11 protein-coding genes are annotated in these 22705 nt (G+C 57.0%); 2 read left to right on the top strand and 9 right to left on the bottom strand.

The window, feature by feature from the left end; genetic code table 11:
- Positions 1–8 precede the first annotated feature (8 nt).
- The 3 genes from ACP2YP_RS14180 to ACP2YP_RS14170 all read right to left on the bottom strand — a co-directional run bounded on the left by ACP2YP_RS14180 (position 9) and on the right by ACP2YP_RS14170 (position 3295).
- Positions 9–1001 (bottom strand): NAD-dependent epimerase/dehydratase family protein, encoded by a 993-nt coding sequence (locus tag ACP2YP_RS14180; RefSeq protein ID WP_426424829.1) that lies wholly within the window; start codon positions 999–1001, stop codon positions 9–11.
- Positions 998–2053, bottom strand: a complete 1056-nt coding sequence (locus ACP2YP_RS14175; RefSeq protein WP_426424827.1) for a Gfo/Idh/MocA family protein — start codon at positions 2051–2053, stop codon at positions 998–1000. The genes ACP2YP_RS14180 and ACP2YP_RS14175 overlap by 4 nt, the downstream gene beginning before the upstream one ends.
- Positions 2054–2254: 201 nt before the next feature.
- Positions 2255–3295 (bottom strand): acyltransferase family protein, encoded by a 1041-nt coding sequence (locus ACP2YP_RS14170; protein WP_426424825.1) that lies wholly within the window; start codon positions 3293–3295, stop codon positions 2255–2257.
- Between the two features lie 343 nt (positions 3296–3638).
- On the opposite strand from ACP2YP_RS14170, the gene ACP2YP_RS14165 reads away from it, so the two are divergent.
- A complete protein-coding gene (locus ACP2YP_RS14165) occupies positions 3639–4775 on the top strand; it encodes a glycosyltransferase family 2 protein (RefSeq protein WP_426424824.1) in 1137 nt (378 codons plus the stop codon).
- 60 nt (positions 4776–4835) lie between these two features.
- On the opposite strand, the gene ACP2YP_RS14160 is transcribed toward ACP2YP_RS14165, so the two are convergent.
- From ACP2YP_RS14160 to ACP2YP_RS14135, 6 genes are all read right to left on the bottom strand, one after another.
- Positions 4836–6245 carry an alpha/beta hydrolase family protein gene (locus ACP2YP_RS14160; protein ID WP_426424823.1) on the bottom strand — a complete coding sequence of 470 codons (1410 nt, stop codon included), beginning with the start codon at positions 6243–6245 and terminating at the stop codon, positions 4836–4838.
- 72 nt (positions 6246–6317) lie between these two features.
- Positions 6318–10220 carry a condensation domain-containing protein gene (locus ACP2YP_RS14155; protein ID WP_426424822.1) on the bottom strand — a complete coding sequence of 1301 codons (3903 nt, stop codon included), beginning with the start codon at positions 10218–10220 and terminating at the stop codon, positions 6318–6320.
- Entirely contained in the window at positions 10221–18086 is a 7866-nt protein-coding gene (locus ACP2YP_RS14150) for an amino acid adenylation domain-containing protein (RefSeq protein ID WP_426424820.1), read from the bottom strand.
- 46 nt (positions 18087–18132) lie between these two features.
- Positions 18133–18282, bottom strand: a complete 150-nt coding sequence (locus ACP2YP_RS14145; protein WP_426424818.1) for a beta-ketoacyl synthase N-terminal-like domain-containing protein — start codon at positions 18280–18282, stop codon at positions 18133–18135.
- Positions 18279–20177: a non-ribosomal peptide synthetase gene (locus ACP2YP_RS14140; RefSeq protein WP_426424816.1), complete on the bottom strand. Its 1899-nt coding sequence runs from the start codon at positions 20175–20177 to the stop codon at positions 18279–18281. Before ACP2YP_RS14140 ends, ACP2YP_RS14145 begins: the two co-directional genes overlap by 4 nt.
- A gap of 385 nt (positions 20178–20562) precedes the next feature.
- The gene (locus ACP2YP_RS14135) at positions 20563–21450 is read right to left on the bottom strand and encodes a methyltransferase, TIGR04325 family (RefSeq protein WP_426424814.1); all 888 of its coding nucleotides are present in this window, start codon (positions 21448–21450) and stop codon (positions 20563–20565) included.
- A 300-nt stretch (positions 21451–21750) separates the two neighbouring features.
- On the opposite strand from ACP2YP_RS14135, the gene ACP2YP_RS14130 reads away from it, so the two are divergent.
- Entirely contained in the window at positions 21751–22674 is a 924-nt protein-coding gene (locus tag ACP2YP_RS14130) for a cupin-like domain-containing protein (RefSeq protein WP_426424813.1), read from the top strand.
- Positions 22675–22705 lie beyond the last annotated feature (31 nt).

Raw genomic sequence — 22705 nt, 5'->3', positions numbered from 1 at the left:
AGCCGACGTCAAATCAAGTGGGACCGACCGCTCGGCCGGTAAGAGACATTCAAGCAATCGTCGAAGCTTTTACGAGGCTTCCAGTTCAATTTGCTCGTAACCCTCCGGTTGCTGAACCGAATCGGCTTGAACTGGGATTCAAATCGACGCGGCGTTAGAAGCGATGGCAACTTACCCTTTGGACCAAACAACAGACGGCTGGTGAGAGCGGCCGATTGGGCAATTCCCAGCCCGAGCCAATAGGGTACCGGCAGCAGCGCCCCTCGCTGACCAGTCCGCCGAGCATACTCCTTTGCGTAACGCCATACGCGAACGGCGTCGCTGTCGACAAGATTGAACGTCTCTCCAGAGGCAGCAGGATTATCGACCGCGATCGCCAGACAGTCTGCGCAATTGTCGACGTGACACAGCGGCAGCCGGGTCAACGGGCCAAAGAGAAGATAGACGCGCCCGAATTGCCGTCCCATGCCGGCAATGTTCGCGTGATCTTGTCCCCAAATGAAGCCGGGACGTACGATCGTAAGATCCCAAGAATGCGCCTTGGCGACCCGGGTTACCATACGCTCCTGCCACACCTTGGAAATGGTGTATCCGCCCATTGAATAAGGCTTGTTTTCTAGCGGCGTGGCCTCGTCCATACACGGTCCCGCCTTCGACCAATCGTAGACAACCAGACTGCTGACATGCACCAAACGCTTGACGCCGGACTTGGCCATCGCATCCAGAAATCGTTCAGTGGCAACAACCGTCGAGGAAAATTGCGTATCCTCATTTCCACTGACGGCCGCTGCGAGGTGTATTACCGCATCAACACCGTCAAAGGCCGAGACCAGATTGTTACTTACGCGCAAGTCGGCACGGAATACTTCAACGGTATCGGGCCAAGATGGTAACGGCGAAGAGGGGCGCACGATCGCTCTGATGGTGTGCCCACGCTCCAGCAAGCTACTGACGACTGCACGACCAAGAAAACCACCTGCACCAGAGACGAGTACCTTCATGCGCTTCCTCCACCCGCAAACTGGCAAACCAGCCTAGCAACGTCGTCGATTTCCTCCAACGAAATAGGCTGCTGCCCATTCGAGGCAATCGAAGCATAGGTCCTCGAGATCATCTCCTTCAGTCCGTCGTAACTGCCGGTGCCGCCCAGTTTGCGTGTGAATCCGCCCAAGGTGCCGAACAACACCTGACGAGCTTCTGAGATACCATCCAGCAAAGTTCCGATTGCCGGTTCACCGGAGGGAGCGCGTTTGACTATCAGCCGTGGCGGCTCATACAGATTTGCTTCTACGCGCATCCGCGTCCCACAAACCCTAACCAGGAAGCCATCCGGCTGTGCGTTCCCGCTGAAGCTAACGTAGGCTGTCGCGCGCTCACCCTTGACCATGCCCCGGAATTCGTCGGCCGGGAGCGGCGAGTCCTTTCGATGCTTGACCCAGTTGGTATGCACATCGGTCACCCTGCCCGTGAACATGTAGACCAGGTACGCGATGTGAGGCAGAAAGTCACCGATAACCCCTCCGGGCAACGCCAGACCGAAGTGGGGAGCGTTCTGATCGACATAGGCACTTCCCGCCCCGGTGATGCTGAGCGACAGACAGATCTGCACTTCGAGAACGTCGCCTAATTCTCCAGTTCCGATCAGCTTCTGGATCGCAAGAACCGACGAGTGATATCGATTCTGCTGGTTCTCCATCAGCATGCAATTCTTTTCGCCTGCAAGCCGTTTCAGCGCGAGGAAGTCCTCATACTTCACTGTCATGGGTTTTTCGCAAAATACGTTTCGTCCCGCGTTAAGACAGTCCGTTGCAATCTGAAGATGAGAGGTCGGTGGCGTTGTGATATGAACCAGGTCCGGGCGAATGTCCGAAAGAAGATCACGATGCGACGTATAGTGTTTTGCGATCCCAAAACGTTCGGCAGCGGCTTCCGCTCGCGCTTGCGAAATATCACACACAGCAGCGACTTCGACGTCTTGCAGATCAGCCAACACCGCAAGATGCTCACGCGCAATAGCGCCACAGCCAATCAAAACGCCCACTAATTTACTCATGAATCCCTAGCCGGCCTCTCTCGTCAATCTCTTCAATAAAACCATGTACTCATTGGCCACCTCGCCCGAAAAAACGGCGCAGCATAGCGATACTCTCTGGCGTTCACGAGTCTACAAATATTCAATATTGTGCCGCTGTCTATACCATGAAGCTGCCGGAATAAAGCGCTCATCGGACGCACAGATTTCGTTCGGTTATGCTTAAATTCCCGCCACTGGCGTCCTCACGCTATCCGCCAGCAGCCGCACCCGGAACAGCCGCACCATCGGCCTTTCGATGGAATAGTGAACAGCGACTCCACCGGCGACTGCTAGCGTGAACGAAAGTGCGAGGAAGGCGAATTCGACGAAGCCCGACCCAAGACGTGCCGGTACGTGCCGCCAGCCGACCTCGAAAAGGCGGAGGAAGAACAAATGGCTCAGATAAATGGAGTACGAAGCATCCCCTATGCTCCGCAACAAATTGATTGGCGCGCGGCGCAAGGTGGGCTCAATCGCAAGCACCCCCGCGACAATCAGAACAGCCGCGATGCCCAAAAAACTCTCGATGTGCCAAGTATCGTAGGGAACACCCAGAAGCTCGAGTAGAATGCCGGCGAAGATCAATATCAGGCCCAGCATGGCCCCTTCAACGCGGTACTTCTGATAGATCATTGCCAACAACACACCACCTAAGAACAGCAACAGGGCGGGATTGGTATAAGTCGAAAGGATAGCCGTCGACGGAGCAAGCCACATTCCCAGCAAAACCAAGCTCCAAAGGAGGCCGCCAATAAAAAGCGCACGGCATGGGCGAGGCTTAATGAGGAGAGCGACCCCAAACAGGAGATAGAAAAACATCTCGTAGTTGAGAGACCACCCGGGAATCAAAATTGGCGCGATCAAGGTTCTTTGAACTTGATGGAAATGCGGAATGAATAGAAAGGACAAGATAACGTTCTGCGTCGTAAGTTCCGTAGTATTCAGGTGGTTTGAAGGCGCCAGCGCGACGGCCACGAGAAGCGACAAGAACAGCCAGTAAAGTGGAACAATTCGGGCAATCCGCAAACGCCAAAATACGACGGGGGAAACATCGGACGACGACGTCGTAAACCACATTACAAAACCACTTAAAACGAAGAATATCTTTACACCAAAAGGGCCAAGATCGGTATTTGAATAGCATAGATGATGAAGCACCACGATACTGGCTGCGATGCCTCTAAGATACTGCAGTCCGATGAGTTCACCCTTTGAAGTCAAGGAAGCTCCGTGGAAACTATGAGAAAAACAAACTGTAGCGAGAATTACCCGACGGAGAACCCCCGAAAGACATTCTATGAGGGCCCTCGCCTCGTGGTAATATTAATACAATATCGGCTTGAGCCGGCGTGCTATTTAAATGGTTACCGTGCTATATATATGCCACGCGCTGCTGTCGTATGGTCGCGGATTCTTTGGTTTTGACGGATTGCCTCGCTGCAGACCTGGATCCATCATTCTGAGTTCCTGATAGAGGCGGACGGCGCGGTAAGCCGCACTGTGGAGTGAGAAGGTGGCCTCCGGCCTATTGGCAATAGTCTCAAGCTTTCTCGCGATACCCGTCGTGGTTTTTGCCATTGAAATTTTGGCAGGAGTCTTTGCTGGCCGGCGGCAACTCTCGATCGCACCGCATGACGACAATTATCCCTCGATTGCGGTCCTGGTTCCGGCCCATAATGAGAGCGCGGGGATTCGTTCCACCATAGCCGACATCGGAAAGCAAATGCGATCATGCGATCGATTGCTTGTGGTCGCCGACAACTGCACGGATGACACGGGAGCCGTGGCAAAATTTGCAGGGGCCGAGGTCGTCGAACGCAATGATCCCGTGAATCGCGGCAAGGGATTTGCCCTTGATTGGGGTATTCAGCATCTGCGCCAAGACCCTCGCGAGATCGTAATTATCGTCGATGCGGATTGCAGGCTCGGAGATCGCGCACTCGAGAGGCTCGCGCACGATTGCTCAACAATGAAGCGCCCCGTACAGGCATCGTACCTGATGACGGCTCCGGTCGGAGCGCAAGTCAATCATCAAGTCGCCGAATTCGCGTGGCGAGTGAAGAACTGGCTTCGTCCACTGGGGCTGCATGCACTCAACTTACCCAGTCAGCTGACGGGTACCGGCATGGCGTTTCCATCGGAGATGATAAGCTCGGCACATTTGGCAAACGCAGAGATAGTGGAAGACATGAAGCTGGGGCTGGATCTCGCCCTGGCTGGACATTCGCCGCGTTTCTGCCCGTCCGCCCTTGTAACGAGCGAGTTTGCGAGATCCGTTAGAGGATCCGGTACTCAACGCAAGCGGTGGGAGCAAGGTCATCTTGCATTGATTTTCAAATTTGCGCCTCGACTATTTGCGGCTGCCGCTGTCCGGTCAGATCTGAGACTGCTCGCCATCACGCTAGACTTGACCGTACCACCGCTGTCGCTGCTGGGGCTACTTGTCCTCGGTACCTTCGGGCTATCCCTGCCGCTCGCCATCTTAGATCATTCATTCGCGGCTTGCGCTGTTGCCTCAACCAATCTCATCCTTCTTGCGATCGCCGTCATCCTTGCTTGGTTGAAATGCGGACGCGACGTAGTACCTCCGAGCGCACTCATGCTGATCCCCTCCTATATATTCCGGAAGCTCAAGCTCTACGGTCAGCTTGCATTGGGTCGGACCGATTCAAATTGGAAGCGAACGGAACGCGCGGAATAGCGACGGCGGAACGCTCTGGCCAATTCTGCTCGTAAGGACATCGTGTCCCGCTCGACTATCTTACTTTCCACGCAAGCGTTCGAAGCGCACTAGGGCATCCTCGAAGCAGCTATCAAGCAGAGGCTCATCAGCGCCTCTGACGTGCCGGTCAAAGTACGCAAGAAGGTATTTGCTGATGGCTCGGGACACAACATGCGAATCGACGTGAACACGGCGCAGGGGTGAAAAAAAAGGCGCGTCACAAAAGTCTCTATGTCTGATCCCCTCAATGATCATCCAGTACCCTCCAGACTTGGCTAGAGCGTGCTTCATCTGCGCGAACTGGCGCCGCACAAACGCGATTTCGCGCCGCTTCTCAGGCCGCAGACCCAAGGTATCCGATTGCGGCCCAAACGGTGCCGTCTCGTACAAGCTCTCAAACATGAAAAGGAAGGGGACCGGAATTTCCTTCGCCGTGACGTCTCCTGCGATCATTCCTCCCATATCCGCGCCGGCCTTGAACCTGTTATCAATCAAACAGGCTTGCGCTGCGGTCCCGCCTCCCAAAGAGAATCCAAAAATCCCGACGCGATCTAGGGCAAGTCTTCCGGTCAACAATCCCTCGGGGTCACAAAGATTCAAGCGCTCGAGCGTGTCCAGGACAAAACGAGCGTCTTCCGCCCGAAGTCTCACCTGTTCGTCGGCTGCCCCGATGAAACGGGCGACGGCTGCGTCTGAGGAGTAGTCCTCATCCCCTTCAAAATTTCTCCGTACTATCCGTCCGTCCGGAAAAGCCACGACGCTCGAGCAGTATGGATGATCTATCGCCACCACTACGTAGCCATGGCTCGCCATTTCCTCAATCTGTATCGTGCACTCCGTCCGAATCCCGCTCCAAGACGGCGTATACAGCAGCACCGGAAATCTATCTGGCGACGGGTGGGGCTGCGCGCCGGGTATGGAATGCGTGTCGACTAAACGAAGATGTGAGGCTTTCAACGTCGCAATCCGTCGATCGCGATACGGGGACGTTCTACCTTTGACTGGCACGGCCGGATACCAGATTTGGATCACCAATTCGCGCAACGCCCTCGGATCGTTCGAAAATAGCTCCCGCCTTCTCTCATCGATAATCTGACGGGTCTCCGTTCCAATCGCATGAGATCCAGCTGGCATCGGAAGCCTGAACACGGGCATCGCGACGCAACAGACGATCGCCGCAAGGGTCCCGAGAACAACAGCAACAACAACCGCAATCGATGGCGCTTGATACCCCAAGAGCGAGTGCGCGCACTCGTATGCAATTAGGACAAGAATCAGAACGTAGGTCGGGACCATCTGCCAGCGCCAGCCCTCAAATGCCGCGTGGCATCCAACGATCAGGGTAGTGAGTCCAACGAAGCTCGCGGCTCCAGCCGCCGTGTCGGAAAGCAGGATAGGCAGCAAGCAAAGCAGAAGACCGGCAACGCTCGCGATCTCCACCACTCTCATCACCGATCTCTTCGGCAATCGTGTTTTAAGAATCCATTCACCTGAAACTTCGCGTGTCGCGGGATATGGAGGTCAGTTTCCAGGTGCGAGATAAGGGGTCAACAACTCGACGAGACGCTCAACGTACGGTTTCCTCATGATCGAAAGATGACTACCCTGCACTTGATGTACCGTTACTCCACCCCGAGCAAGGTCAGTCCACCCCAGTGTTAAATCATTGCCGTATTCCGCCGATCGGCCATCCGCTCGAAACAGAAGCAACTCGCCGTCGTAGGGCTTTGGGACGAAGTTCTGTCCAACTGCCGAGAACATCACAATATTGCTTCGCGCAAATCGCGGCATGGACAAATTGAATAGGCCGCAAAACTTTCGGCCGATCTTCCACGTAGCAGCACTCGACTTACTTGTCACAAAGAGGCGAGCGTCCGCCCATATGTCTTGAAGCCGTCCTTGGACTAGATTGTGCCCATACTTTTTAAGACGGTCCTTCACATACGCTTGACGAAATTGCCTAGATTTCCCGGCGGGCAAATTGCGATAATAGTCCCAATTTCCGGTATCAAAGAGGGCAACTAGACCTACCTGCTCGCCGTTTTCGACCAACTGCCGCGATATCTCGAACGCCAAAAGGCCACCAAATGATAAGCCGCAAATTTGGTAAGGTCCGTTGGGCTGCACGTCTTGAATTTCCCGAAGATACTGTGTGGCCAGCTTCTCAACCGATTCTGGAACTGGATCGCCCCGCTCCGACGCACGCAGACCGTAAACAGGGACATCAACCGGCAATGCATCGATCATATCCCGGTAGTCGAGAAGATGCCCGCCCCCTGCATGTATACAGAAAAGCGGCCTCCTATGACCGCTATCTCTGATCGCGACGACATGAGGGCGGAGGTTTTCTTCCGATGACCGACGAAGCTCTTTGGCCAACAGTTCGATCGTTGGAGCAACGATGAGGAGCGAAAGGTCAATCGCGATGTCAAATTCCGCTTTCAATCTCGCGACCAAGAGCGCTGCCAGCAATGAGTGGCCGCCGAGGTCGAAGAAATTGTCGTGTGCCCCTATCCTGGGTACCTTGAGTATCTCAGCCCAGAGTTTTGCAAGCCTGATTTCATCGTCGGTCCTCGGTTCAACATATTGGACAGGAGCCTTCGGCTCCGAGGACACCCCCAATCCGAATCCCTTCCGGGTGGGGGGACTCTCAATATCCGCTACCCTCCGATTAGCAGTCGAAGCCATTGCAAACAGGACTACCTCGTAGTAGGCGAGCAACGCTCGGATCGCCTCTTTGTCGAAAATGTCAGAATCGTACTCGAAATTGACGCGCGATTCGTTAGGGCGCTCGATTATTGCGAGTTGCAGCTCGAATGGCGTTCCAACACTAAACGTCGGAACGGGAGCGACTGTGAGCCCAGGCAAGGACCGCGCCTGCAAGAAAGCAGTCTGATACATGAAATAGAATTGGGAGAACGCCGAGCGCCCATTCATCGACGGAACCCGGAGATGCTCGATCAGGGATTCGAACGGAAGATCAGCGTGATCGAGTGCCTCCATGCATATTTGGGAGACTTGACGGAGGACATCGCGTAGCGTCGGGTTTCCCGACAGATCGAATCGGAAGGGAAGCGGGCCGGAGAACGGGCCGATAAGCGGCTCAGTCTCGACCCGACGATTCGCCACGGGGGAGCCAATTACCATCGCCGGCTGCTTAGAGAGCCGGTGGATCAGAATGGCGAAGCAGGCCAACGTGACGGTAAACATTGTCACGCCTTCCGACCGACTTAATCTTCTCGCGCCCTCGGCTAACTCCTTTGGCAGAACAAGCGACTCGATGGCTCCGTTAGAGGCCATTCTGACGGCCGCAGGCCGGTCGGTCGGAAAGTCGACGACCCTGACGGTGCCCTGGAAGTGCTTCTGCCAATAGTCGAGCTGAGCACTCGCCGCTGGCGATTCCAGCCAATCTCTTTGCCAGACCGCGAAGTCAGCGAACTGAATCGGCAATGGATCTTGCACCGGCGTGCATCCCTTTGCAAACGCCTCGTAGACGCTCCACAGCTCGTCCTGAATAATGCGTTGCGACCAACCATCTGCAATGATGTGGTGAGTAGTAATCAGCAGAACAAAATCTTCTGGCTCGAGGCAAAACAGCGTGGCTCGAAGCAGCGGCCCCCCTTCGAAATCAAACGGCTGCCTCGCCTCTGCGAGGAGCAACTCCTTGAGCTCCTCCTCACGACCCGCTTCGGGACGATCCCTCAGCGAAACGAGTGACAACGAAAATGGGCGCGCAGGTGCGATAATCTGGACAAGCCGTCCATCTCGTTCGGCAAAATTCGTCCGCAATATCTCATGCCGATCGACCAGACTTTGAAAGCTTTTTTCCAGGATATCCGATGAGATTGCGCCAGTCACGCGAACCGTTGCGCGCATGTGAAACTTCGGAGATGTCGGGTCGAGCTTACCGAGAAGCCAGAAGCGCTCCTGAACGACGCTTGCGGGCATCATGCACAATCCGCTCTCGGCAGCCGCGTCGTCCGCAATCCCCATGGGCGGCTCTACCACCGCAGGCGAAACGCCTGATAGTTTGAATTCGGACACCCTTTGCTGGGGGGCGAGAACGATCTGCCGCAGAAGTTCTTGAAAATCCTCCAGCATCTTTGAGACAAAAGATCGGCTATAGAGATCTCTGTTGAATTCGATAGACAGGCGCCATCCGCCCTCTCGCTCGACCATGAAGAAATTCAGGCAATACAACGCACCCTGGGCAATCGATGGAACCGGCGTCACGCGAACCTTCGATGGTCCCAGGAAAGGGTTGGCTCCCTCCCCAAACGCTCGATAGCAATTGAAGTTGACGTGAACGAACGGCTCAGGGCATTCGATGCCTTCAGCCCTTACGGATTTTAGCACCTCCTCGAAGGCAATATCCTGATTGGCGAAAATTTCGAAAGCGGTGTCGCGAACGCGCTCCGCCAATTCTTCAAAGCGGGGATTTCCGGAAAGATCGGTTCGGAAGACCACGTGATTTATGAATAGACCAACCAAGGACTCAAGCTCGGTCCGGTTGCGACCGGCGAGTTCCGAACCAACCGAGATATCGCTCTCGCCGGTGTACCGACAAAGCAATGCCTTGCAGGCGGCAAGCGCGGTCGTGAACATGGTGCCGCCGAGCCGATTTCCAAGGGCGTTGAGCGCATCGGTCAGCGCGCGCGGCAGCTCCAGAGCAACAATGTCGCTCGTGCGCGTACGCTCGCCAGGCGGCGCCAGATCAGCCGGAACCTCCAGCCGGCGGTAACCGACCAGCTTGGACCTCCAGTATGCCAGTTGATCCTTGAGCTCTCTCCGCGAACGCTGTTCTTGTTGCCAGACAACATAGTCTGGGTATTGCAGTACCAGTTCCGGCAACGGAGAGCGAAATCCGACGGCCAAGGCAGCATAGAGAGCACGAAACTCCGTCATGATGACCCGGATCGACCAACCGTCCGCGACCAAGAGGTGCAGCGTAAGCAACAGATAGTGCTGCTGCACTTCGGTCCGGATAATCCTGACGCGAACGAGCGGCCCTGTGCCTACATCGAAGCCCCGTGTAGCCCCGTCGCGACAAAGCCGCTCCAGCGCGGCTTCTCGTTCGTCGCCGGGAACGGCGCTGAGATCGTCTCGTTCTACTCTAAGCCCGATCGAAGGCGCAATAATCTGGACTAAATCAGTGCCGAGTCGCGAGAACGTTGCCCGAAGAATCTCGTGGCGTGCCACGATTTCGTTGAAAGCCTTCTCGACGAGATCAGCCTCCAACGGACCGTCAAGCCGCCATCTGAACGCACAATTGTAGGAAGGGTCGCAGGGTTCCTGCTGGTCGGCGCGCCATATCCGCTCCTGCGCCGCTGAGAGTGGAAACATCAGATTATACTGATTGTCCCCAATCTCGCGCCGGTCGCCAACCTCCCGATTCACGTTCGGAAGTTTGATGATTGTCGCCATCTAGTTTGCCTGCCGGACCACCTGTGGAGTCATCCGAAATTTATGTCGCGGAACGGCCTTGATCGACTGCCTGTTCGATTGCCCTTGATCCTGCGCTTGATTTGCCAACTGGTCAAAAATCGCCGCGATGGAACGAAGCTGCAGTATCTGACGCGGCGTCACAGCGATACCTGCCTTGTTGGCACGCGCCGTGATTTGGAAGACATGGAGCGAATCAGCGCCGAGCTCGAAGAGATTGTCGTTGATACCTACGCGCTCCAGCTTCAGAACCTCCGCCCAGATTTTGGCCATCTCCTCTTCGTCTGGGCTTCGCGGAGCTGCGTAAGCCATACGCGCCTGCTGTTCCGACCAATCCGGCGCGGGAAGCGCTCCGCGGTCCACCTTGCCGTTCGGCGTCAAGGGAAATGCTTCCAGCGTCACATATGCTGCAGGCACCATGTATGCCGGCAAGCTCTTTAGTAGGTGTTCGCGCAAACCTGTGGCACTAAGGGCGGAGCCCTTGGCTACCAGAACATAACCGATCAGGCGCTTCTCGCCTGCTGCATCCTCGATGACGGATACGACTGCTTGGGTGACACCGGGATAGCTTCCCAGGATGCTCTCGATCTCGCCGAGTTCGATCCGGAAACCGCGCAGCTTGATCTGGTTGTCCAGTCGCCCGAGAAACTCGAGCGTGCCATCCTGATGGCGGCGAACGAGATCCCCGGTTCGATACATCTTTTCGCCGGCTTCAAAGGGATTCGCCACAAAACGCTCTGCAGTCAGATCAGGCCGCCTGTGATACCCCCGCGCCAGCCCCTGTCCTGAGATGTACAGTTCGCCTGGCACACCGATTGGAACCAGATGGAGTTGCTGATCCAGCACAAAGAACTTCGTGTTGGAGATGGGGTAGCCGATCGGCACCGGTCCAGTACCGGATTTGACTTCCAAGACCGCGGACCAGATCGTTGTCTCCGTGGGCCCGTACATGTTCCATACCGCCCCGGCACGCTTCGCAAGCTCATCAGCAAGCTCGCGCGGGAACGCTTCACCGCCACACAGTACCTTTAGCGCCGGCTCACCGTTCCAGCCGGCTTCCAGCAATTGCTGCCAGGTCACCGGCGTCGCCTGCACGACGGTTGCGTTTGTCTCCTTTAGGTATTCGAGCAACTTGAGTCCGAACTGGGCCGTTTCGCGGCTAACGATGACTACCCGGGCTCCAACACAAAGCGGCAGGTATAGCTCAAGCCCTGAAATATCGAACGACAGCGTGGTGACGGCCGCCAACACGTCGGTTTCGACCAAGCCAGGTTGGATCAACATCGACTGCAACAGATTGACGACCGCGCGATGCGGGATCTCGACGCCCTTTGGCCGACCAGTCGATCCCGAGGTGTAGATCACGTAGGCCAGATCTTCTCCGCCGGCAAAGCTAGTTGGCCTCGCAGCTTCTGCACGGGCAATCGCCCCCCAATCGCCGTCGAGATGAACCACCTGCGCGCTACCGAACTGCCATATCTTGGCCAGCGCCGTCTGCGAGAGCACGACGGAGGCTCCCGCATCCTCCAGAACATAGCTGAGGCGCTCCGGGGGGAATGTTGGATCGATCGGCACATAGGCACCGCCGGCCTTCAAGGTCCCCAACAATCCGATCAGCATCTCCATACTGCGCTCGACGAACACGCCGACCAAGACGCCGGGCTTCACCCCGAGCTTACGCAGGTAGTTGGCCAGCTGGTTCGCACGGCTGTCGAGTTCGGCATAGGTCAACTGCGTCGATCCAAAAACCGCCGCAACCGAGTTCGGCGTTTTCCTTGCCTGCGCCTCGAACAGTGCATGAACGGTCAGGCCACCCTGCCGCCCGACACCAGTGTCATTCCAAACCTCCAGCATCTGCCGTCTGTCGGCGTTTGACAGCAAAGGCAACATCGCGACCGGGCGCGCGGCATCAGTGACCATCCCCTCCAGAAGGACCTTGTAGTGATCGAGCCAGCGCGCGATCGTTGCCTCATCGAACAGACCGGTGTTGTAGTCGCAATCGAGGGTCAGACCGTCCTTCGATTCGACGATGTTGAGAAAGATGTCGAAGTTGACGAAGCTCTTTGGGTTTGGATCGATCTCTGCCCGCAGTCCATCGAAGTCAGCCGAACCACCCAGTCGCTCCAGGTTGAACTGGATTTCGGTCAGCGGTAGCCTGCTTGGATCACGCTGGAGGGCGAGCTTACGCACCAGCCTTCCATATGTGTAATTCTGGTTATCGTACCCTGCGAGAACCGTCTGCTTCATCTGGGCGAGAAACTCAGCAGCGGTCGGATTTTCGGTCAAGCGACCACGCAGGGGGATGAAATTGACGCAATGCCCCACCAGAACGGCATCCTCCACCAGCGACTGACCGGCCGTCGGCACGCCGACAACGATGTCGGATTGGCCACTCAGACGAGCGAGCAGAGCCTGAAGGCCGGCCAGCAACGTGACGAACAGTGTGCACCTGTGGCTTGCGCCGAATTTCTTGAGCCGGCCGCAGGACTCGGAGCCGATCCTGGTCCGATACGTCGCTCCGTCGAACTCCCGCACGGCCGGCCGAGGGCGATCGGTTGGAAGGTCGAGCAGCGATACCGGCTGGCGGAACTGCTCGATCCAATATTGCTCGACCTTGCGTCCGTCGGAGCTGTCAACAAACTTGGCCTGCGAATTCGCATAATCCGCAAATGCCATCGCCGCTCGAGGATTCCAAGTTGCGCCCCCGCTGAATGCGTTGTACGCCTGCGCCAATTCGTCGACCAGGATATTGATTGACCAACCGTCGCAAACGATGTGATGCGCCGTGAAGATAAGAACGAGATGATCTGTCGACATCTTGACGAGTTGGGCCCGGACCAACGGGCCATTGCTTAACGAGAACGGTGTACTTGCATCGTCACTGACGATTTGAGCCAGCCGCAACTCCCTTTCCGCTGAATTCACCTCCGTCAGGTCGACCGTCGGCATACCGAGCTCTAAATTCGCAACGAAGATCTGCCGATGATGATCGTTGTCAAAGGTGGCGCTCAGCGCCTGATGGCGTGACACAACACGATCAAGCGCCTGACCGAGGGCGGGCAAGTCGGGACTTCCGCGCAGGTGCAGGGAGATCGATTCGTTGAAACAGCAAGATGCTTCAGCACCGAGTTGGTCGGACAGCCAAACTTCAAGCTGCGGCTCCGTGAGCGGAGCGTCGCTGGCTTGCGGCACCACAGCCGGAACCAACGGCGCCACGGCGCCCGTTTGCGACCGTTCGAAGAAGCCTGATTGCCGCATTTCGACTGCGCTTTCTCTGAACGCTTGAACGATCTTCTCCAGGTCGGAGTCACTGTGCGAGGTCGTGAGAAAGCAAGGGAAACCTTCGCGAATGTGGATGCCCCTGTCTCGCAGATAGAAGTAGAACAGGCTCGCAAAACGCTCCGTTGCAGCAAAGCCGAGATAGAAGAGGCTTCCGAAGCTTTCGACGCGGGTCGGAACACCTTCCTGAGTGGCGATTTCGTTGAGGGTCCGAACGAGGCCCGCCGTCCGCTCGTTGAGTCGCGTCTGCAAGACCGGCCCCTGCTCTCTCAAATTCTGAAGCACGGCCTTCATCGCGGCCATCACCAGCGGGTGACGAACGAACGTTCCCGCAAAAAAGGTCACGCCGACCTCGGGAAACGACTCGTCTCCAAACTGCCATGCGCCTCCATCAAGCGCGTCCATGAAGCGCGCCTTGCCGGCCAGGACACCGGCGGGCATTCCGCCGGCGAGCACTTTTCCGTACGTCGCTAGGTCCGCTCGAATACCAAACAGTGCCTGGCACCCACCCTGATGAACTCGAAAGCCGGTAACAACCTCGTCGAAAATGAGTGCCGCACCGCAATCTTCGGTGATCTGGCGGAGCTCCTTCAGAAACTCGACCGGTTGAAGCGAAGGGTGCCGGCTTTGGACCGGTTCCACCATAACGGCCGCAAGATCGTTCGCATTTTGGCGGATCCATTCAAGCGACTGCGATGTGCCATAGTCCAGCACGACCACATTCGACACGCTCTGCCGCGGAATGCCGGGCGCGATCGGCACAGATTGCGGCTCGCCGGCCCGGTTGGTGAAGCCCTTTGCAAGAACTTCATCGAACATGCCGTGGTAATCACCCGAGAACATAACGATCTTGTTACGCCCGGTCACGGTCCGGGAAGCACGCATGGCAGCGAGCACTGCCTCGGAGCCCGTATTGCAGAACGCCATACGCTCGTTGCCGGTCATCTCGCAGAATATCTCAGCGACTTCACCCGCGAGCGGCGTTTGGGGGCCGATCTCGAAGCCCTTCTGGAGCTGCGCTTCGATCGCCTTCGTGACAAATTCCGGCCGATGACCCAGCATGATCTGCCCAAAGCCATTGACCAGATCGATGTACTCATTGCCGTCGATATCCCAGATCCGGGATCCCTCGGAGCGGTCGGTTACGATCGAGTAGACCATCTCCTTCCACTGCTGACGGAAGCCCGAGACGACACGAGGATCGGCCAGCGCCCTGCGATGCGCCTGGGTGAAGGTCTTTGACTTGGCCGTACGCTGGTTGACGCGCTCAATCAGGGCCTTGAGGTGCTCGCGCTGGCGGTCGGTCAGACCGTATGAGTTGCCTGTCTGTGGCGGCTTGTAGGGACCGAACGACTTACCTGCGGCCGGCTGCGCTTCGGCAGTCCCCCTCGAGACATCCTTGGCGGGCGCCGGTTGCGCTTGCGCGGCTTGCCGTACGCTTGCCACCACCGGCGCGCTTGGTATGGCAGCAACCTTCTGCGGCCGAACGGCATTGAGCGTTTCCAGCTGCTTGGCGATCAGCAAATTCATCGCCTGAAGCTGATCACGCATGATCCGTTCCATCGAGCTATCGGACGCGCTCCCCGCTTCGCTGAATGCGGTGGGCAACGACGGCGCGATCATCATGGCGACCGGAGTTTCCGTCTGGATGGTCGATGTCAGGGACCCTTGCTCCGAGGCGCTCGCAGCAACAGGCTCCGCGAAAGCGTTGGGCGGAAGGCTGCTTGCGACATACTCGGTGAGGTCTCGCAGACAGCCCGCATCGTTGAGGAGCTGCCTGAATGTGATCTTGACGCCGAACCTCTCTTGCAACGCCTGCGCGGCCTGGGTCAGAAACAGGGAATCGAAGCCGAATTCCAGGAATGAGGAAGAACTGTCCGCCACCGACAAATCGGTACCCGACAGATCGACGAACATCTCAACAAGAGCTGCCTTGATCTTGGTCTTGCGACCCTCGGCCAAAGGGGGCGGAACTGGTGCAACGGCGATATTCACGGGTTGGTTTCCCTGATTGAATTGGTCCTCGATCCCGAGGATTTCTGGTACCGCGGCCTGGGAGAGCGCGGTGATCACCTCCTCAGGCTTGGGCTTCGTTTCCAGCCAAAAGCGCTTACGTTCAAATGGATAGGTCGGCAGCGAAACACGCTGACGGCGCTCCGCTTTATACAATGATGGCCAGTCGGGCTGCGCGCCCGCGAACCAAAGGGCTCCAAGGGCGGACATCAGCGCCTTTGAATCGCCTTCGCCGGAGAACCCGTCTGACAGCGAGGAGACGATGATCTGATCGGAAGAAAATCCGGCATGCTGCCGCGAAAGCGTTGCCAGCACATTGCCGGGACCGACTTCCAAGAGCACGGCGACCGGATTCTTGCGTAGCTCCTGGATGACCGCCGAGAAACGAACCGGTTCCCGCGCGTGCTTTGCCCAATAGTCGGGATTGCGGGCCTCGTCGGCAAGAATCCAGGTTCCGGTCACGCCGGACACGTAGGGAATGCCTGGCGAATTCAGCTTCACCTTCGAAAAGCCGCTGGCAAGCGGCTCAATCAGCGGATCCATCATCGACGAGTGGAAGGCGTGCGAGGTGACGAGACGGCGGCAGGCAATTCCAGCCTCGTTCAGCTCCTTCTCGAATTCCGCAAGCGGCTCCAACGCCCCGGCAACGACGCACAATGACGGCGAATTAATCGCCGCCAGTGACAAGGGTTCTCGCAATCGCGCATGAATTTCTGCCTCAGAGAGGCGAACCGATAGCATGCCACCGGCAGGAATCTTCTGCATCATACGGCCGCGCAGGGCGACGAGACCGAGGGCGTCCTCCAACGAGATCACGCCCGCAAGGCAGGCAGCAACAAACTCACCAACGCTGTGCCCCGCCAAGGCCTTAGGCCGGATACCCCAACTCATCCAGAGCTGCGCCAGCGCATACTCGATGGTGAATATGGCCGGTTGCGCGTTAACAGTTTCCGTAACGTCACGCTTCGCTTCGTCACCGGCATCCGCCGCTGGATAGAGCAAAGTCCGGATGTCGACCCCGAGGTGTGGCTGCAGGATTGCGGCGCAGCGATCCACCGCATCGCGAAACACCCTTTCGGTTTCGTAGATCTCGCGAGCCATGTTCGGATGCTGTGATCCCTGCCCCGGGAACAGGAAATAGATATCCGGGCCGGTACTCGGCTTCGCGCGTGCTTGCGGCGACTTATTCTGCGAGAGCAGGTCGACGGCTTCGGTTACGGACCCTGCGACGATTGTCCGGCGATAATCAAAACTCTTGCGGCCAGCCTGAAGTGTCCACGCAACATCGGCCAGATTAAGGTTCGGGTGAGACTGTAGATGCGCGATAAGATTCTTGCTCGCCTGCTCGAGTGCCGCAGGCGAGCGCGCCGACAGGAGAAGAAGATGATTGGGCCGCGGAGACTCCGATGGACGAGTGCTGGGCGCTTGCTCAATGATTACATGCGCGTTCGTTCCGCCCACCCCAAACGAGCTGACGCCGGCCCGGCGCGGTCCTTCGGCTCGCCATTCCGATTTTTTCACATTGACCCGGAACGGGCTGCCTGCGAAATCGAACTTCGGATTCGGTTTCTTGAAATGAAGCGTTGGCGGGAACACGCCGTCACGGACGATGTTCGTCGCGTTGATCAGGCCGGTTACGCCGGCTGCAACGTCCAGATGTCCCACGTTCGTCTTGGCCGTTCCGATCGTGCAGAACTGCTTGCGATCCGTGTGCGCCCGGAACGCCTGAGTTAGTCCCGCCAGTTCGATAGGGTCGCCGAGCGGCGTCGCGGTGCCATGAGCCTCGATATAGCCGATGGTGTCGGGTGCAATGCCGGCGGCCTCATGAGCCATCGCTATGACACTGGCTTGCCCCTCGATGCTCGGCGCGGTGTACCCTATCTTTGAGGAGCCGTCATTATTGACTCCGAAGCCACGAATAACCGCGTGAATCTGATCGCCGTCGCGTAGTGCGTCGTCGAGACGCTTGAGCAACACGACACCCAGGCCACTACCGAAAACGGTCCCTTGGGCGTCGGCGTCGAAAGCTCGGCAATGACCATCAGGCGACGCCATGCCGCCCTCTTGATAGAAATAGCCGCGCTTCTGCGGAAACGTGATGGAGACGCCGCCGGCGAGCGCCATATCGGTCTGATAGGTCAGGAGTGATTGACACGCCTGTGTGACGGCAAGCAAAGATGTCGAACACGCCGACAGCATGGTGAAGCTCGGGCCACGCAGATTCAGCTTGTAAGAAACCCGCGTCGACAGGAAATCGAGACTATTTCCCATCATCTCGACGTAGTTCGAGACTTGATAACCCGAGGTAAACTTCTCGATGAACCCGGGTATCGTGCAAAGCCGGGTCAGGAAATACGACCAGACGCTAGAACCGGCATATACGGCTATCTGGCCCGGATATGTATCCGGCACATAGCCAGCATCTTCCAGAGCCTGCCAGCAACACTCGAGAAATAGCCGCTGCTGCGGATCCATCATCTCCGCTTCGCGTGGATAAATGCCGAAGAACTCGGCATCGAACATTTCCACGCCGTCGATGATCGACCGCGCCTTCACATAGCTCGGATCGCAAGCGACTTCAGCACGATCCGCAACCTCGAGATCACCAACTCCAAACCTGGAGATCGAACTCGATGCCGTTCAGCTGGTTGCGCCAGAACTCGGCGACGCTACCAGCGCCGGGGAAGCGGCCGGCCATCCCGATGATCGCAACTCCCTCAAGGGCCTCGGCCCCAACTTCACTATCACTCATAACAAACTGCCGGTTCGACGATCACGTTGCCGGGCGAAAGCTGTCCGTTGGCGCCTAGCGCGCTCCTGCGCGTCAACGACGGACCGTCCCGATGATATTTTCCCGCCCAGATACTCGGCGAGAGACTTGATGGTGGTAAACTCGAACAAAGCAGTAATCGAGATGGTGGTCTGCAATGCTCTTTCGAGGCTGACATGAACACTCGCGAGCAGAAGCGAATTGCCACCCAGATCGAAGAAATTGTTGAGCACGCCGAACCGATCGATACCCAAGCTCTGACGCCAGATATCAAAGATAGCCTTCTCGAGATCGGTGTTGGCGGCTTCGGTAGCAGCAACTCCCTGACCCGAAATGCCGAGTGAGGCCAGGAGGGATCGATCGACCTTTCCATTGGGCGTCAACGGCAGCGCTTCAAGTTGAACGAAGAAAGCTGGAATCATGAATTCTGGTAGCTTGGCTGCCAGAAACTTACGCAAGTCGCCGCTGCTCAATTCGCTATCGCGAGAAACGTAATACGCAGCAAGGCGCCTAGACCCATGTTCCGCAGGCAGCGCTACGACACAGTTCCGGGAAACTTGGTCATGCTCATCGAGGGCAGCTTCTATCTCTCCGGGTTCGATGCGGTGCCCATGGATCTTCAATTGCTGGTCGGCCCGCCCAAGAAATTCCACGATCCCGTCGACCTGCCAACGCGCCAGATCACCGGTGCGATACATGCGAGCATCGTCATCTCTGTCGGCAAATGGATTAGGAACGAACTTCTGGCTGGTGGCTTCGGCGGCATTGAGATATCCGCGCGCAACACCGTCGCCAGCCGCGAACACTTCTCCGACGACTCCGGGGGGGACCGGGCGCATCTCCTCATCGAGAATATACACTTGAGTGTTGGAGATCGGGCGGCCGATCGGCACCGACTGTGGAACCGGATCTCCGGCCTGCATCGCATGGCAACAGGTAAACGTCGTATTCTCGGTCGGCCCGTACCCGTTGATCACCCGGCAATTTGGAAGCTTCTCAAGGGCCCACCGGACATGCCGAGCCGAAAGCACGTCGCCACCGGCGAGGAACTGCCGAAGCGAATGGAGACCTTCAAGATTTTCCTCGATTACGAGATTGAACAACCCCGCCGTGAGCCACAAGGTGGTTACCTTATTCTCCCGGATCACGCGTATTAGATCTTTCAGCGAAGTCGGCGCAGGCGGCATAACCACCAAACGACCACCATTGAGAAGCGCCCCCCAAATCTCGAACGTCGACGCATCAAACGAGATTGGCGCGAACTGCAGGAAGGTTTCATCCGATCCGAAATTGCAGAAATTGGTATTTCGAACCAGACGCACGATGGCCCGATTTTCGACCATCACGCCCTTCGGACGCCCTGTGGAGCCCGACGTGTACATGACGTAGGCTAGACTTTTGGGGCCACCCGACGCTTCCAAATTGTCGGTATCAACATCCGATGACTCGGAGCTGTCCAAAACCAAGCAGGCTCCGCCGTATCCGGACAGGACCGTCGAAGCGAGCGATGGCTGGGTGACCATGATCGTCGTCCGAGTGTCCTGCAACAGGAACTCGAAACGTTCTTTCGGATAATCAGGATCGAACGGAACATAAGCGCCGCCGGCCTTCAACACCGCGACGAGCGCAATGATCATTTCGAAGGAGCGCTCAATGCAGCACCCTACCAACGTTTCCGGACCGACGCCCGCCGCTCGGAGCCGATGAGCCAATTGGTTGGCGCGCAAGTTCAGTTCGGCGTATGTGAGCTGCTTGCTTCCAAACTCCAGCGCTATCGCGTTCGGAGAGGACGCAACCACCTCCTCAAAAAGCTGGGCAATCGTTCGATCCCGAGGATAATCGGTGCGAGACCCATTCCACGCGCCGGTCTGCTCCACAAGAGCGGAACCAGAATTCCCATGTCGATCTAGAACCTGCGATCCAACCGAATCCAAAGACACAAGTCAGGCCCTTTTCAAACTAATCGGGCGGCGTTGTTGAACACTGGGTAGCAACTACCCGCAATTCTGAGAAATATGACGCAATATTATAAGCAATTTATCCTACTGTCAGCTCATTTTCGCTAGGCCAATCAGACACTCGCGACACCTGGTTAACTAGCCTCCGGTAATCCGGCTCGATTCGGTCCCCCGGGAATTAATCAACTCGGTTGTTTTAGTGATCTGATCTGGCCACTGGTTCAATTCCTGGTCTGGACCATAGGTTCAATTCTTAGCGAGTTCCGATCGTGGGGCATCCGGAGCGCATCAGGCAGCGCACTGTCTAGGTACCGCGAGCAATCTCGGGAAGGCGGAAATAAAAGCCCCTGTAGCCCCCCTCGCAATCGGGAAAAAGCGGCACCCTGGTCCTTCGTTCATGAACCGGCCAGCTTGCGACGAGTTCGTATCCCAGAGAACTCATTCCCGAGCAAAACCTGTCGACACTATGGAGCTTGCACGGATTTACCCAAAGACCGCCGTCATGGACGGTAACGATGTCCTCCAGGTTCGAAAACGGGCTTCGGTTAACGATGACATGCCTCGGCAACCGATCGAGAGACACCAGCAGTTCTGCCAGAGTAGGTTCAAAAAAATGAATGGCGCCCGCGACGATGAAGAGGTCGGCGCCCGAGGCCGCGGAGAACTGATCAGAGAATGTAAGCCGCTGCTCGCTCCTGCTCTTTGCGAAGTCTTGCAGCGCCTGGCGTTTGAACGGCAGATCGTGAACGATCCAGACGAGCTCGGTCGAGAAATGAAGGTGCCGGTCAAGCTGAAAGAACAGATTGCCGATGCTTCCGCCGAGATCGAAGACCGACCGCAATTCGGACGCGATCGGCATCAGGAAGAAGAGCACGGGATAGTCGCTTTCCCGCGTTAGTTCCGCGAACTCGGCGTGAAGACCTAACTGCGTTGGATGGTCATGCGATCCCGGAACGTAGCGCGCCGCGCATGCGCTTGCGGCCGCGATGCTCGGAAAGCTGCCATGAAAGGCGAGTAGCCACTCCAAAACCGGCCTCAGCGTCCGGCTGCCGCGCGCGCGAGTGATGGCCTTGCTGCCCCAGTTCGACCTTCCAATCAAGGTGAGAAGGCGGGCGAATCCGCGGATTTGCGCAATTCGCATCGAACCTATCGCGGCTCGCCAGCTACCGTATTTAATCGAGCTTTCATACATGGCACCGGCCCCAAAGAAGTTTCCGGCTGGAGCCCTCCGAGCCACCAAGAAAAACGAAGGAGCTAGCCTTTTTATACCCCGGTGAAATAAATTTCATTGTCAAAGTGCGTCATAAGCGCACCCTCTCAACGCTCGAGCCGAGACGCCATAGCCCGGTGCGTTCACCATTCAAGACGTCTGACGCCTGAAAGACCTTGCGACAAGCACCCGTGGCGGGCATTATAATATTTAGTATTACTTAAAGTTAATTGACATTTATTGAATTTTACCCGTGCAATTGAGATCAAAGGACGTCGCGCAATGCCGCAGATTTCAGCTCCGCTCATCGAACTTGACTGGGAGAACTTTCAGCCCCGGAAGGTCGCGGCTGTTCGGCACCAACTCTCCGATCACCCTTTGCTTCAGCCGGATCAATTGATCGAACTGAGCAGGCGCCTCGAGGAACGAGGGCGAGTGCGGACCCATGCCAGCAGCGCGACCGCAGACACGCCGTTCAATCTGGCTCCCACGATACATCCAAACAGCTCCTCGGCTGCTGATACGCTGAAGCGGATCCGGGACGCAAAGGCTTGGCTGTCGCTGCTCAACGTGCAAACCGATGCAACTTATCGCCAGCTTGTCGATCAAGTACTGGACAGCGTCCAACCGTTGGTCGAGACCAAAGATCCAAACATGAGCTATCGCGGAGGCTGGATCTTCGTCACGTCCCCCAACACCGTGACACCATTTCATATCGACAAGGAGCACAACTTCATTCTTCAGATCCAAGGGCGCAAAACCATCTATGTTTGGGAGCCAGACGACGAAATCGTTGTCAGCGAAATGGCCAGAGATCGCTTCCATGCACACCACGACCGAGATCTGATCATTTGGAAAGAAGAGTTCCGCAAACGTGCGCACCGTTTTGAGGTTGGCCCCGGAGATGGCGCGTATATGCCTTCAACATCGCCGCATCTGGTGGAGGTCGGAGACGAACCGTCTATCACCATGAGTTTTACCTATTACACCGATAGCACGCGGCGCCAAAGCATGCTGCACTATGCAAGGGGTCATCTTGCTGCCCGCGGAATCGCCCTGCCTCACGTGGGTAACTCGGAGCTGCTGGACCAGCTCGTTTACATGAGCGCGACGCCCGTGCGAGCCACTCTTCGTGCAGCACGCCGGCTGGCTGGCCAACCGGTCGTTACCGAAAGAGCCAAATACGCACACCACAAATTCTCGTAGTTCCCAGAGGACGTCGAACTGAACGTCGAGA

The sequence above is a fragment of the Bradyrhizobium genosp. A genome, assembly GCF_049949275.1.
GTDB lineage: Bacteria > Pseudomonadota > Alphaproteobacteria > Rhizobiales > Xanthobacteraceae > Bradyrhizobium.
Note: the sequence above shows the minus strand (reverse complement) of the source record. Positions and strands in the feature narration are given on the sequence as shown.